Annotated in this window: 12 protein-coding genes; 5 read left to right on the top strand and 7 right to left on the bottom strand. The window is 69.5% G+C overall.

The window, feature by feature from the left end:
• Window positions 1–43 precede the first annotated feature (43 nt).
• The 5 genes from B0E41_RS18945 (at window position 44) to B0E41_RS18925 (ending at window position 5,400) form a co-directional block, all read left to right on the top strand.
• A complete protein-coding gene (locus tag B0E41_RS18945; RefSeq protein ID WP_077333235.1) occupies window positions 44–1,342 on the top strand; it encodes a GTP cyclohydrolase II in 1,299 nt (432 codons plus the stop codon).
• A gap of 25 nt (window positions 1,343–1,367) precedes the next feature.
• A complete protein-coding gene (locus tag B0E41_RS18940; protein ID WP_077333233.1) occupies window positions 1,368–2,603 on the top strand; it encodes a URC4/urg3 family protein in 1,236 nt (411 codons plus the stop codon).
• 190 nt (window positions 2,604–2,793) lie between these two features.
• Window positions 2,794–3,423: a uracil phosphoribosyltransferase gene (upp, locus tag B0E41_RS18935; protein WP_077333231.1), complete on the top strand. Its 630-nt coding sequence runs from the start codon at window positions 2,794–2,796 to the stop codon at window positions 3,421–3,423.
• A 44-nt stretch (window positions 3,424–3,467) separates the two neighbouring features.
• A complete protein-coding gene (locus B0E41_RS18930) occupies window positions 3,468–4,106 on the top strand; it encodes a LysE family translocator (RefSeq protein ID WP_077333229.1) in 639 nt (212 codons plus the stop codon).
• A gap of 16 nt (window positions 4,107–4,122) precedes the next feature.
• Window positions 4,123–5,400, top strand: a complete 1,278-nt coding sequence (locus B0E41_RS18925) for an amidohydrolase family protein (RefSeq protein ID WP_077333227.1) — start codon at window positions 4,123–4,125, stop codon at window positions 5,398–5,400.
• A gap of 67 nt (window positions 5,401–5,467) precedes the next feature.
• On the opposite strand, the gene B0E41_RS18920 is transcribed toward B0E41_RS18925, so the two are convergent.
• From B0E41_RS18920 to B0E41_RS18890, 7 genes are all read right to left on the bottom strand, one after another.
• The gene (locus B0E41_RS18920) at window positions 5,468–6,910 is read right to left on the bottom strand and encodes an aldehyde dehydrogenase family protein (protein WP_077333225.1); all 1,443 of its coding nucleotides are present in this window, start codon (window positions 6,908–6,910) and stop codon (window positions 5,468–5,470) included.
• The gene (locus tag B0E41_RS18915; protein WP_077333223.1) at window positions 6,907–8,079 is read right to left on the bottom strand and encodes an MFS transporter; all 1,173 of its coding nucleotides are present in this window, start codon (window positions 8,077–8,079) and stop codon (window positions 6,907–6,909) included. The genes B0E41_RS18920 and B0E41_RS18915 overlap by 4 nt, the downstream gene beginning before the upstream one ends.
• 21 nt (window positions 8,080–8,100) lie before the next feature.
• Complete coding sequence (locus B0E41_RS18910; protein WP_077333221.1) at window positions 8,101–8,733, bottom strand: hypothetical protein; 633 nt, start codon at window positions 8,731–8,733, stop codon at window positions 8,101–8,103.
• A 4-nt stretch (window positions 8,734–8,737) separates the two neighbouring features.
• The gene (locus tag B0E41_RS18905; protein WP_077333219.1) at window positions 8,738–10,225 is read right to left on the bottom strand and encodes an aminotransferase class III-fold pyridoxal phosphate-dependent enzyme; all 1,488 of its coding nucleotides are present in this window, start codon (window positions 10,223–10,225) and stop codon (window positions 8,738–8,740) included.
• Between the two features lie 26 nt (window positions 10,226–10,251).
• Window positions 10,252–10,893: a class II aldolase/adducin family protein gene (locus B0E41_RS18900; RefSeq protein WP_077333217.1), complete on the bottom strand. Its 642-nt coding sequence runs from the start codon at window positions 10,891–10,893 to the stop codon at window positions 10,252–10,254.
• Entirely contained in the window at window positions 10,890–12,509 is a 1,620-nt protein-coding gene (locus B0E41_RS18895) for an FGGY-family carbohydrate kinase (protein WP_077333215.1), read from the bottom strand. Before B0E41_RS18895 ends, B0E41_RS18900 begins: the two co-directional genes overlap by 4 nt.
• Window position 12,510: 1 nt before the next feature.
• The coding region (locus B0E41_RS18890; protein WP_363351986.1) for a TorF family putative porin at window positions 12,511–13,406 on the bottom strand (896 nt) is incomplete at its 5' end.

The following is a 13,406-nucleotide window of genomic DNA, read 5'->3' as shown; positions in this document are numbered from 1 at the left end:
CTCCGGCGGGTTCGCCAGCGATGGCTTCTTCCAAGGTGCGCACATGTCTGCAGAAACCCCGTCACCCGACGTTCCCGATGCCGTTGCGCCCGCGTCGCCCAACACGCCGCACCCGCGCCACATCCGGCTCACCTCGCACTCCGGCGGGTTCGGGGCGCTGCCCATCGTCTGGGGTGCGGCCACGGCGCGCGAGCGCGGGCCGGTGGTGGGCACCACGCTCAACGTGTCGAACCGCAACGTGATCGGCACCCACAGCGGCAGCTACAGCGTGTACCGCGCGCTGGCCGTGGCGGCGGGCGCCCTCAAGCGAGAGCACCGCGCCGACCTGACCAACACTGCGCCCACCGACATCATCGGTCCCTACCCGCAGTGGGCCGACCCGGGCAAGATCGTCAGCATGGACCCCTGGGGCGCGGTGATCGCCGACGCCTACGCCACCGAGCTGGAGGCGGGCTACGACATCCGCCCCACCATTGCCGTGACCAAGGCGCACGTGATCCTGCCCGAGGTGATCGACGCGTTGCAGAAGGGCCGCCTGAAGCCCGATGGCCGGTTCCTCACCGCGGGCGGTGCGGCGGTGGTGACCAAGGTGGCGGTGGAGCCGGTGTGGTACCTGCCGGGTGTGGCCAAGCGCTTTGGCTGCACCGAGGCGGTGTTGCGCCGCGTGCTGTTTGAAGAGACCGGCGGCATGTACCCCGAGCTGGTCACGCGCTCCGACCTGGAGGTGTTTTTGCCGCCCATCGGCGGGCAGACGGTCTACATCTTCGGCAACCCGCGCGACCTGGCCGACCCGTCCGTGACGCTGACCGCGCGCGTGCACGACGAGTGCAATGGCTCAGACGTGTTCGGTTCGGACATCTGCACCTGCCGGCCCTACCTCACGCACGCCATCGAAGAATGCATCCAGGGCGCGCAGCGCGGCGGTGTGGGGCTGGTGTCGTACTCGCGCAAGGAGGGCAGGGCGCTCGGCGAGGTGACCAAGTTTCTCGTCTACAACGCGCGCAAGCGCCAGGTGGGCGGCGACACGGCCGACCAGTATTTCGCGCGCACCGAGTGCGTGGCCGGCGTGCAGGACATGCGCTTCCAGGAACTGATGCCCGACGTGCTGCACTGGCTGGGCGTCACCAAGATCCACCGCCTCGTCTCCATGAGCAACATGAAGTACGACGCCATCACCGGCGGCGGCATCGAGGTGGGCGAACGCGTGAACATCCCGGACGAACTGATCCCCGCCGACGCGCGCGTGGAGATGGACGCCAAGATGGCGGCGGGCTACTTCACGCCCGGCTTGGTGCCCGGCGCCGACGAGCTGAAAATTGCCAAAGGCCGGGGGTTGGTGTGAGCGCAGCAGCACGGAGGGCGACCGAATGATCACTGACGCCAATCTGCCCGCTGGCGCGGCCCGCGCGCTGCGCTCCACCACCGCCGTGCGCGAGCGTGCCCAACAGCTGCTGGCGCGCGCCCGCGCGGGCGAATCCGACGGCTTCTCCGTCAACGACGGCGCACTGGCGCTGGCCGCCAGCACCGTGGCCGAGCTCACGCGCGCGCGCTTCCCGGACGGGGGCATTCCGTACCACAGCCGCTGGCGGCACTTCGAGGCCGGCGGGATGGACCGCGCCGGCCAGCTCGACGCGCTGCTCGGCCCGGTGAACGCGGCGGCCCGCGCCCGGGCGCAGATCGACCTGGCGCTGGTGAGCGTGTTGCTCGACGCCGGTGCCGGCCCGCAATGGATGTACCACGAGGCCGCCAGCGGACAGGGCTTCGCGCGTTCCGAAGGCCTGGGCGTGGCGAGCTTCCACGCCTTCATCTCGGGCCTGTTTTCCAGCGATCCGGCGCAGCCGCTGCAGGTGGACGCCGCCGGTCTGGGCGCGCTCACGGCGGCGCAACTGGGCGTCGCATTTCAGGTGAGTGACGACAACCCGCTGGTGGGGCTGGAGGGCAGGGCCGCGCTGCTGCGCCGCCTGGGCGCGGTGCTGTCCGCGCAGCCTTCTGCGTTCGGCGCGACGGGGCGGCCCGGCGGCCTGTTCGACACGCTCACCGCCCACGGGGCGGGCACGGTGGCGGCGCACGACATCCTGGTGTTGTTGCTGGACACGCTCTCGGGCATCTGGCCGGCACAGAACGCCATCGCCGATCAGGCGCTGGGCGACTGCTGGCCGCACCCGGCCGTGGTGGGCGAGGGCCTCACCGCCGGCTGGGTGCCGTTCCACAAACTCTCGCAGTGGCTCACCTATTCGCTGCTGGAGCCGTTTCAATGGGCGGGTGTTCGAGTGACCGGGCTGGACGGGCTCACCGGCCTGCCCGAGTACCGCAACGGCGGCCTGCTGATCGACGCCGGTGTGCTGCGCCCGCTGCCCGCCGACTGGGACACACGGCCCTGGCAGGCGGGTGACGCCTTCATCGTCGAGTGGCGCGCACTCACCGTGGCACTGCTCGACGAGCTGGCGCCGCTGGTGCGCACCGAGCTCGGTGTGTCGGCCGAACAAATGCCGCTGGCCTGCGTGCTCGAGGGCGGCACCTGGGCCACGGGTCGCCTGCTCGCGCAGCGGCTGCGCGACGGTTTGCCGCCGCTGAACATCGTCAGCGACGGCACGGTGTTTTAGAGGGTGAGAGGACATCCACCATGCCCGCTGTGACTGCCCAGAACACCTCCCTCTGCGTTGCAAATGCGCGCCGTAGCGCAAGCTACGGCTGTGCTTTGCGCCTTGATGGAGGCGCTCTGGGCAGCCCCCTCGGGCACGTCGAATGCCCTCCCACCCTCTGACTCCTCACACAACAACACAAGGCACCACCATGAGCAATGTCCACGTCATCGACCACCCGCTGGTGCAGCACAAGCTCACGCTGATGCGCCGCAAGGACGCCAGCACCAACAGCTTCCGCCGCCTGCTCAACGAGCTGTCCCTGCTCATGACCTATGAGGTCACGCGCGACATGCCGATGCAAGACATCGAGATCGAGACACCGCTGGAGACCATGACCGCCAAGGTGATCGACGGCAAGAAGCTGGTGTTTGTCTCCATCCTGCGCGCGGGCAACGGCATCCTGGAGGGCATGCTCAGCGTGGTGCCCGGCGCGCGCGTGGGCCACATCGGCCTCTACCGCGACCCCAAGACGCTGACCGCGGTGGAGTACTACTTCAAGATGCCGTCCGACATGCCCGAGCGCGACGTGGTGGTGGTGGACCCGATGCTGGCCACCGGCAACTCGGCCATCGCCGCCATCGACCGGCTCAAGGAGACCCGGCCGAAGTCCATCAAGTTCGTCTGTCTGCTGACCTGCCCCGAGGGCGTGGCCGCGCTGCAGCGCGCGCACCCCGATGTGCCCATCTACACGGCGGCCATCGACCGCGAGCTGAACTCCCATGGCTACATCCTGCCCGGCCTCGGCGACGCGGGCGACCGCATCTTCGGCACGCAGTGACCCCGCCTTTTTGAACGACCCGCGCCCCACACGAGACCGACCCCATGCCTGACCTGCAAACCCTGCTGATGTTCGCCACCGCCTCGCTCGCGCTGGCGGTGATCCCCGGCCCCACCATGTTGCTGGCCCTGTCCAACGGCATGGCGGGCGGCATGCGCCGCGCGGGCTGGGGCATCGCGGGGGCCAGCCTGGGCAGCGGCGCCGTGATCGCTGTGGTGGCCGTGGGCCTGGGCTCGCTGCTCGCGGCGTCGGCCTGGCTGTTCGAGGCGGTGCGTGCGGTGGGCGTGCTCTACCTGCTGTGGCTGGCGGTGCAGCTGTGGCGCAGCCCGCCGCTGAACCTGCAGGCCGCCCTGGCCGAGGTGCCGGGTCGGCAGGCCCTGGGCCGGGCCGCTTTTGTGCGCAGCCTCACGGTGGCGCTGTCCAACCCCAAGGCACTGCTGTTCTTCGCGGCCTTCCTGCCGCAGTTCGTGGACCCGGCTCGGCCTCTGGTGGCTCAGTACGCGGCGCTGGGCGCGCTGTTCGTGGCCATCGACGCCGCGGTGATGGTGGCCTACGCTGTGGCCGGACGGCAGGCGGTGCGCTGGTTGTCGCAGGCCGGTCTGCGCTGGCTCCACCGCGGCTGTGCCGTGGGCATGGGCCTGCTGGCCGTCTTGCTGGCGGGCTACCGCCGCCACACCGTCTGACCGGAGCGGACCGCCCATGCTCGATCTGCTCATCACCCAGGCCAGCCTGCCCGACGGCCGCACCCACATGAGCGTGGCGGTGCAGGGCGGCCGCATCGTTGAAGTGAGCGAGGGCCTGCAAGCCCCCGCGCACCAGACGCTGGACGCCGCCGGCCAGCTGCTCTCGCCGCCGTTCTGCGACCCGCACTTCCACATGGACGCGACGCTGAGCTACGGCCTGCCGCGCGTCAACCAGAGCGGCACGTTGCTCGAAGGCATTGCGCTCTGGGGCGAGCTCAAGCCCCTGCTCACCGAAGAGGCGCTGGTCGAGCGCGCGCTGACCTACTGCGACTGGGCCGTGGCCAAAGGCCTGCTCGCGATCCGCAGCCACGTGGACACCAGCGACCCGAGCCTGCTGCCGGTGCGCGCGATGCTGGAGGTAAAGCGGCGCGTGGCGCCTTACCTCGACCTGCAGCTGGTCGCCTTCCCGCAAGATGGTGTGCTGCGTTCCCCCGGTGGGTTCGACAACCTGAAACGCGCACTCGACCTGGGCGTGGACGTGGTGGGTGGCATCCCTCACTTCGAGCGCACCATGAGTGAGGGCGCGGCCAGCGTGAAGCTGTTGTGTGAACTCGCCGCCGAGCGCGGCCTGCCGGTGGACATGCACTGCGACGAGAGCGACGACCCGCTCTCGCGCCACATCGAAACGCTGGCGTATGAAACCCAGCGCCTCGGCCTGCAGGGTCGCGTCAACGGCTCGCACCTCACCTCCATGCACAGCATGGACAACTACTACGTGAGCAAGCTGATCCCGCTGATCGCAGAAAGCGGTGTGAGCGCGGTCGCCAACCCGCTGATCAACATCACGCTGCAGGGCCGGCACGATACCTACCCCAAGCGTCGCGGCATGACGCGCGTGCCCGAACTCATGGGCGCCGGTGTGACCGTCGCCTTCGGCCACGACTGCGTGATGGACCCCTGGTATTCGCTGGGCAGTGGCGACATGCTGGAGGTGGCCCACATGGGCCTGCACGTGGCCCAGATGACCAGCCAGGCTGGCATGCGCCAGTGCTTCGACGCGGTGACGGTCAACGCCGCGAAGGTGATGGGGCTGAAGGGTCATGGCATCGAAGTCGGGCAGGACGCGAGCTTCGTACTGCTGCAGGCGCGAGACCCCATCGAGGCGATCCGCCTGCGCGCCACGCGCTTGAAGGTGTGGCGCAAAGGGCGGCTGCTGTCGGTGTCCCCTGCGGCGCAGGCGACGCTGTCACTGCCCGGTCGCCCGGACGCCACGGCCTTCATGCCCGTGCGCTGAATTCAGAAGCGCCAGACATCGGTGCTGGCCGTTTCTGCGGCGCATCTTTATGGTGGGTTCCTTCTCGTCAGATCCAGCGCAGCGCCCGCACCAGCGCCGCGCTGAGCCGGTGCTTGCCCGGGGTGTAGGGCGGGTAGAACAGGCTCAGCACCATCAAGCGCCCGGAGGCAAGGCAGGCGCGCTCGTGCGAAAACGCCTTGAAGCCGAACACACCGTGCGCACTGCCGATGCCCGAGTGGTTGACGCCGCCAAACGGCAGGCCGCCGTGGGCGTACTGCTGCACACAGTGGTTGAGGCAGATGCCACCCGAGCTGGTCTGCGCAGTCACTTTCGCCTGGGTGGGCCGGTGCTGGCTGAACAGGTAGAGCGCCAGCGGTTTGGGCTGGGCGTTGATGCGGTGGATCACCTCGTCGATGGCATCGAAGGCTTCGATCGGCAGCACCGGGCCGAAGATCTCCTCGGCGCTGATGCGCGCATCGGCCGGCACGCCGGCCAGCAGCGTCGGTGCCACGTAGCGCGCCGCAGCGTCGTGGCGCCCGCCGGCCAGCAGTCTGGCGCCGCGCGAGAGCGCCTCGTCGATCAAGGCGCCCAGGCGTTCGGTGTGGCGGCGCGTGATCATGCGCGCGAGGTCGGGGCTGGCTTCCACGGCCGCGTCGGTCGCACCGTAGCGCGCAGCGATCAGCTCCTGGCACAGCCGCTCGAAGCGGTCTTTGACACTGCGCTGCACGAACACGTGATCGGGCGCAACACAAGTCTGGCCGGCGTTGGTGAACTTGCCCCACAAGATCAGCTCGGCCGCGCGCTGCAGGTCGGCGGTTTCGTCCACGATCACCGGCGACTTGCCGCCCAGCTCCAGCGTCACCGAGCTCAGGTGCTGCGCGGCTGCGCCCATCACGAGCTTGCCCACCGCGGGCGAGCCGGTGAAGAACACATGGTCGAAGGGCAGCGCCAGCAGTTGCTGCGCGGTGGCCACCCCTCCCTGCACGAGCGCGATTTCGGCCGGGTCGAACAGCTCGGCCACCAGCTCGGCGACGAGCGCGTTGACGTGGGGCGTGAACTCCGAAGGCTTGAGGATCACCGTGTTGCCCGCCGCGATGGCCGAGACCAGCGGGCCGAGCAAGGTGTTCACCGGGTAGTTCCAGGGGCCGATGATCAGGCAGCGCCCGCGCGGCTGGGCCAGCACCCGCGCGTGCGTGCCCAGCGTGGTGAGCGTGGGCCACACCCGTTGCGGCCGCATCCAGCGCGCCAGGTGCGCAGCCGCATGACGCGCCTCGTCCACCACCGGCAGCAGCTCGGTCAGGTCGACCTCCAGCGGCGGCTTGCGCAGGTCGGCCGCGAAGGCGGTGTACCAGGCCTCGCGGCGGCTCAGCACGCCATCGCGCAGCCGCTTGAGTTTGCCGATGCGCTCGCGGGCGGTGGAGCAACGCAACGCCAGCGCGGTCGGCGCCTGTTGCTCGAAGAGGCGCTGGATGGTTGGCGCGTCGGCATCGTCGATGCCATCGAAGTTCACCGCGCGCCTCCCATGCGGATCACCGCAGCCGTGCGGCGGCGCGTGAGCAAGAGCAGCGCCGCGGCCGCCATGGCAAAACCGGCGCTGAGCAGGGGCACGGCGCTGGCGTTGTCGCCGTCGATGATGAACGAGGCCGTGAGCGGCCCGAAGGCGCTGCCCAGCAACTGCGCCGCTGGCACCAGCCCGGCCAGGCGGCCGCTGGGGTCGGCGCGGAACGCCAGACCGATGTGGAAGGGCAGCATGAACAGCCACACAAAACCGAACAGCGCGCAGGCGATTGCGAAGTCGCGCGTGCTGCCGCCGGGCAGTTGGTGGATGGTGGCGGTGACGGCGGCCAGCAACAGCGAGCAGGCCACCAGCGTGGGCAGCACGGGCAGGCGGCGGACCGCCAGTGCGGCCACACTGCCGCCCACCACCTGCATCGCCAGCACGGCGGCGATCAAGGTTTGCGCGGCGCGGGCGTCGAAACCCGCGGCCTTGCCCAAGGGTTCCAGGTAGGCCCAGAACGAACCCAGCGTGGCCAGTTGCAAGAAGATGACGGCCAGAGGCAACAAGGTGGCAGCCGACCACCGAAAACCCGACACCGCGGGCGGCGCCAGCGGTGAGAGCCGCGCTGGCTGCACGAAGGCAAGCAGGCACGGCAGCAGCGCCAGCAGGCCCAGCGCCACGAAGCCGCCCTGCCAGCCCCCGTGCGGGATGATGGCGTTGGCCAGCACCGCGCCCAGCAAAGCCTGGGCCAGGGTCTGTGCGACGAAGAAGATGCCACCCACGCGCGCTGGGCTGGCGGTGCGCACGACGACACCCGTGGTGCCCCAGACCAACACGCCTTCGGCGAGGCCGGCGGCCGCGCGCACGCCTGTCATGGCACCGTCGCCCGTGGCCAGCAGCGTGAGCCCGTCCAGGCCGGCGGCGCACAGCGCGGCCACGATGGTGATCAGCCGCAACCGCTCGCCGGGCAGCAGCGCGTCGCCGAGCACCACGCCCAGCCCCAGCATGATGATCTCGGCCATCGCCACGATGCCCACGCCCTCCAGGCTGACCTGCCGGGCCTCGACGAGTTCACCGAGCAGGATGGGCTGCACGCCCACCATGAGCACGGCGATGGTGCCGACGGCCAGTGCGGCGGCCACCTGGGCCGGGGACATCTTCAGATCGTGATGGGGTGACATGGGATGCCCTTCGTGATGGGTTCAGTAGCCTTTGCTTTCCTCGGGCAGTTGGCCCTGCAGGAAGCGCGCCATGGCGCGTTGTTCGTCTTTTGCGAGCCGCCGGTTGGCGACCAGGCGCACGATCCAGGGCAGGGGGTGCACGCGCCCGCCACCGGCCACGGCCAGCACATACGCTTTGGCGCATTTCTCGAACAGCTCGGCGTTGAGCGCCAGGCGCATGGGTGTCATGCCGATGCAGACCGGGCGCCCACGCACCAGCAGCACATTGCCACGGCCATGCAAGGCCGTCGCGGCCTCGGCAAGGTCCCCGCTGGCCGGTCCCATGGGGCCAAGGTGGCGCGCCTGCTCGTCAAACACCTGCGGCATGGCGCCACCGAAGTCCGCCAGGCAGTGGCCGAACGCGCCGCCGCCCACGGCAATCGCGCCCGCGTCGCCGCGTGTGGCGTAGGCTTTGCCATGCAGCTCGGCGTGGTGCCGCGCGGCCCGCCAGGGCATGCGCTGCGGCGCGGCGTCGGTCGCGAGCCCGAACCACATCGCCTCGGTGCCGGGGATGCGCAGCGACAGGCTCGCGCCTTCGCCTTCCAGCAGGCGTTTGGCCTGCAGCCGATCACGCCACTCGGGCCAGTGGGCGCGCAGGGTCTCTTGCGTGTTCATGGGATCAGACCAGTTTGAAGACGTCTTCGAAGCGGTTCAGCGCATCGTCGATCACCTCGTCGGTGTCGGCCAGGCTGGTGTAGATGCGGCTGCCGGCCAGCGTGATGAGGCCGTGCGCGGTGTAGGCCGCGCCCATCTCTTCCATCATGTGCTTGCGGCGCTTGGCTTCGTCCTTCACCTTGAAGAGCTTCCACAGGCTGCTGGTGTCCAGCAGCAGCACGCCCGAGGTCTGCAGGTGCACGATGGAGCCCATGTTGTAGGTCACGTAGGGCAGGCCCAGGCGGTTGATGATCACCTCCAGCCCCTGGCGCAGGCGGTCACCGGCGCGACCGGCCACACCCGCAGCGTCGGTGCGCTGCGCTTCCAGCAGCGCGAAGTACCCGGCCACGCACGACAGCGGGTTGGCCGACAGGGTGCCGCCCACGAAGGCGCGTTTGGCCGTGGTGCCGATGCCACCCACCAGCATCATCATGATGTCCCTGCGCCCGCCGATGGCGCCGGCCATGGGGTAGCCACCGGTCAGGCACTTGCCGAGCACGGTGAGATCGGGCTTGACGTCAAAGTAGGCCTGCGCACCGCCCATGCCGATGCGGAAACCCGTCACCACCTCGTCGAAGATCATCAGCGCGCCGAACTCGTCGCACAGCGCGCGCACCTGGCGGTTGTAGTCGGGATGCACGGGGCGCGTGCCGCTCTCGGGGCCCAGTGGCTCCAGCAGCACGGCGGCCGTGCCGCCGCGCAGGCGGTTGAGCTGCAGCTTGCGGCGCAATGCGTCCAGGTCGTTCGGGTTGCACTCCTGGGTGTTGCCGGTGGCGCCGCGCGGGATGCCCACGGCCTCCATGCGGCCGGTCTTGGGCAGGCGCATGCCGTAGACCACCTGGTCGCTCCAGCCGTGGTACGCACCACCCACCTTGATGATCCACCGCTTGCCGGTGTAGGCGCGCGCCAGGCGCACGGCGCCCATCACCGCCTCGGTGCCCGAGCCGAGCAGACGCACCATGTCGACCGCGGGCATGGACTGGCACACCAGCTCGGCCAGCTTGACCTCGTACTCGTGCAGCAGGCCGGTGACCGGGCCGCAGGTGTCCAGCACCTCGTTGACCTTCTGGCGGATCGCAGGGTGGTTGGAACCGAGCAGCGTGGGGCCGCCGGCCTGCAGGAAGTCGATGTAGCGGTTGCCGTCCACGTCGGTCATGTGCGCGCCGTCGGCCTGCGATACGGCGAGCGGGAACGGGTGGTTGAAGGCCAGGTTGTGCTGCACGCCGCCGGGGATCACGGTTTTGGCGCGCTCGGACAGGCGCTTCGAACCCTGGCAGCGTTCGTCGAAGTAGCGCATCACCTGCGGCATCTTGTCTGAACGGATCGGCCGCATCGGCTGCTTGACCAGCTCGTCGAAGCGACGGTAGAGGCTGTCGACATCGGGCCAGGCCGAGATGGCGGGGCGCGGCACGGTGGCCGCTGCGGCGGAATGAACGGAGGCGAGGTTGCTCATGGGCTGGGCTTGGGTAAAGGGTGGGATCAGGTGGCCAGCGCGTCGGCGACGCGCCGCAGGGCCAACTGCATGAAGGGCTCCCGCGCGGAGCGGGCAGCGATCGCTTGCAGCAGCAGCGTCTGGGACAGGGCTTCGAGGTCTTCCACGGCCTGCAGAGCCGTTGCCGTGCTGGTGCCACAGCACAACGCGCCGTGGTCGAACATCAGGTAGGCGTTGGTGTCGGGTCGCAGCGCGCGCGCCAGCTTGGAAGACAGCCAGCCGCTGCCGGAGGGCGCATAACCCACGACCGGGATGCGGCGGCCAAGCGACTGCTGCAGCGGGCCGGGCGGCACCTCCAGCGCATGGCCCAGCAGCGCGCAGGCACTGGCCACGGGCTGGTGGGTGTGGATGCTGGCCTGCACGTCGGGCCGCGCGCGCAGCACCCGTGCATGCAGGCCACTTTCCACCGACGGCGTGCGCTCGCCCTCGACCTGTTTCAGATCGGCCAGGCGCAGCACGCACACATCGGCCGCGCTCATCGTCAGGTAGTCGGTGGCCGAGGGCGTGACGGCGATGTGCGCCGCGTCGATGCGCAACGCGATGTTGCCGCCGGTGCCCGAGAAGTGGCCACGGTGCGAGAGCTCGACGCAGAGCTCGACAACAGTCTGGCGGATGTTCAGCGTGTTCATGCGGCGGCTCCCTGCGGTGCGTTGAGTCGGTGGTACAGCGGTGCCAGGCGGGTGCGCACTTCCTTGAAGGTTTCGAACTGGTCGCCGTACTGGCGGCGCAGCGCGCTGGAGGGCTCGTAGATGGCATGCGCTCGCCGCAGATGGCCCAGGTCGGTGATGGTCAGGGCACCGATGCCGACGGCTGCGATGAAGGTCGTGCCGATGACGTTGGTCTGGATCGGGTTGTCGACCTGGCGGATCGGCTGCCCGGTGACGTCGGCCATGATCTGGCACCACACGTCGGACTGGGCGCCGCCGCCCACGGCGGTGATGGTCCCGGCGTTGCGCCCGAGCAGGCGTGCGAAGGGCTCCAGCATCCAGCGCGTGTTCAGCGCCACGCCTTCGAGGAAGGCACGGAAGATGTCTTCGCGGGTGTGCTCCAGCGACATGTTGAACAGGCCCGCACGCAGGAGTGGGTCGTCCACCGGCGTGCGTTCCCCGAGCAGCCATGGGGTGTAGATCAGGCCCCTGGCGCCCGGTGGCACGCGGGCGGCGATCTTGCTGAGCATCTCGTAGACGGCGGGGTGCTCTTCGTCGCTGGCGAGTTCGTCAGGGTGGTAGAGGATGCGGTCGCGCAAAAACGAAAGGTTGGCCCCGGCGGTGGACTGCAAGGCCATCGCCAGGTAGCGCCCGTCGATGGCACAAGGGATGGCGGCGATCTTGTGGCGCACGTCGGTTTTCATGAACGGGATGTGCGCGCCCAACCAGGAAGACGTGCCCAGATACAGATGGGTTTCGAAGTCCTTCACCGCCGCGCCCACCGCCACCGCGGAGTTGTCCACCGCGCCCGCGACCACCACCGTTTGCGGGTTCAGTCCCAGGGCCTGCACCACCTCGGGCAACAACGGTCCCAACACGTCGGTCGAGTGCACGAGTTCGGGCAGCTTGGCCGCGTCGATGCCCAGCAGGCGGATCAGACCCGCGTCGTAATGGATCTGGTGTGGATTGCGGTTGTCGGTGACCCACGCGGTGACGGCCGAATCCTGCGTGGCGCAGAAGCGCCCGGACAGCCGCAGGTTCATGTAGTCCAGCACGTTGAGGAACTTGTGGGTGCGCTCGTAGCGCTCGGGCTCTTCATCGCGGAGGTAGACCATGTGGCCGGCCGAGTCGCGCCCCGAGAGCGACGGCGCGCCGCCGGTCAGCCGCAGCCAGCGCCACAGCTTGAGCGGACCGTAGCCCTCGATGCTCAGGCCACGCCCGCGCACACGGCGCGCCATCGCCGCCGCGCCACGCGCGTCCAACCAGGTCAGCGCCCGCCCGATGGCCTGGCCGTTGCGATCCACGCACACCGTGCCTTCGGTCTGGGTGGAACAGCACACCGCGACCACCCGGCTGCGCAGGCCGGCATCGGCGCCGAGAATCTCGCCCGCGCTGTCGAGAAACGCGCGCCACCAGTCCTGCGGCTCCTGCTCGGCCAGGGCGCCCTGCACATGCAGCTGGACCGCCCGGAACGCCCAGGCCTGCACCGTGCCGTCCAGCGACACCAGGGCGCATTTGCAGCCCGAGGTGCCGAGGTCCACCGCGAGCACGAGGCGCGCGTCGGTCGGGCCGGGCCGGATGTCCGGTGAAGGGGTCATATCAGAAGCTGCGCGAGACGGAGACCACTAGGCGGTCGTTGTCTGTGGCGCGAGCTTTGTCGCCATCGAGCGCGACGTAGAGCTCACGCACCTTGGTGCGGGTGGTCATCCAGTCGGCGCTCCAGGTGAAGCCCCAGCGCTTGTGCGAGATGCCGATGGCGACGTCCGAGAAATTCGCTTCCTTGAAGTTGGCAATCTTCTGGTAGCCCGCGTGCAGGTTCAGCGCGGTGGTCGGGTTCAGGTCGTGCTTGTAGCCCAGGTCGAACAGCCAGCTGCCGCGCGAGTTGTGGTCGCCGCGCCCATAGCAGGCCAGGCCCGGCATGGGGTCGGCCATCATTGACAACATGGTGCCGCACACGCCGCCGGTGTTCGCGCCGCGGTAGGTCTTGGAGATCACGTTCATGATCCGCGCTTCCAGCGCGCCGTAGCCGATCTCGGCCAGGGCGAAGGTGCTGTCGTATTGGGTGCTGCGCCAGTCGGTGGGCGTGCCGGTGCCCATGTCGAAACCGTGGGGCGCTTCGAACTTGGCGCCAGGGAAGAGCTCCGTGGCCAGGCCCACGCCGTAGTGCCAACCCTCCGGGTCGCCAAAGCGGTAACCGCCGGCCAGCGTGACGCCCAGGCCTTTGCCGCCGAGAAACTGCTTCTTGCTCACCGTGGCGAACTCGGCCAGGCCGACCAGGCCGCTCTCGTGCGCCGCCTGCACGCTGAGCTTCGCACCGGGGCGGTTGAACGAGTCGGAGACACCGCGGCTGCGTTGGTCAGACGTGACTTTCACGTCCGTGGTCACGGCGAAGCTGGCCGTTTCCTGGGCGACAGCGGGCACGGCGGCGGTGGCCAGCAAGCTGGCGATGGCAAGCGACAGGGGGCGGATCGGGTTCATGGGGAACTCCTTGGAGC

It is taken from the genome of Hydrogenophaga sp. A37 (genome assembly GCF_002001205.1).
Taxonomy (GTDB): domain Bacteria; phylum Pseudomonadota; class Gammaproteobacteria; order Burkholderiales; family Burkholderiaceae_C; genus Hydrogenophaga.
This window is presented reverse-complemented; position numbering and strand designations above follow the sequence as displayed.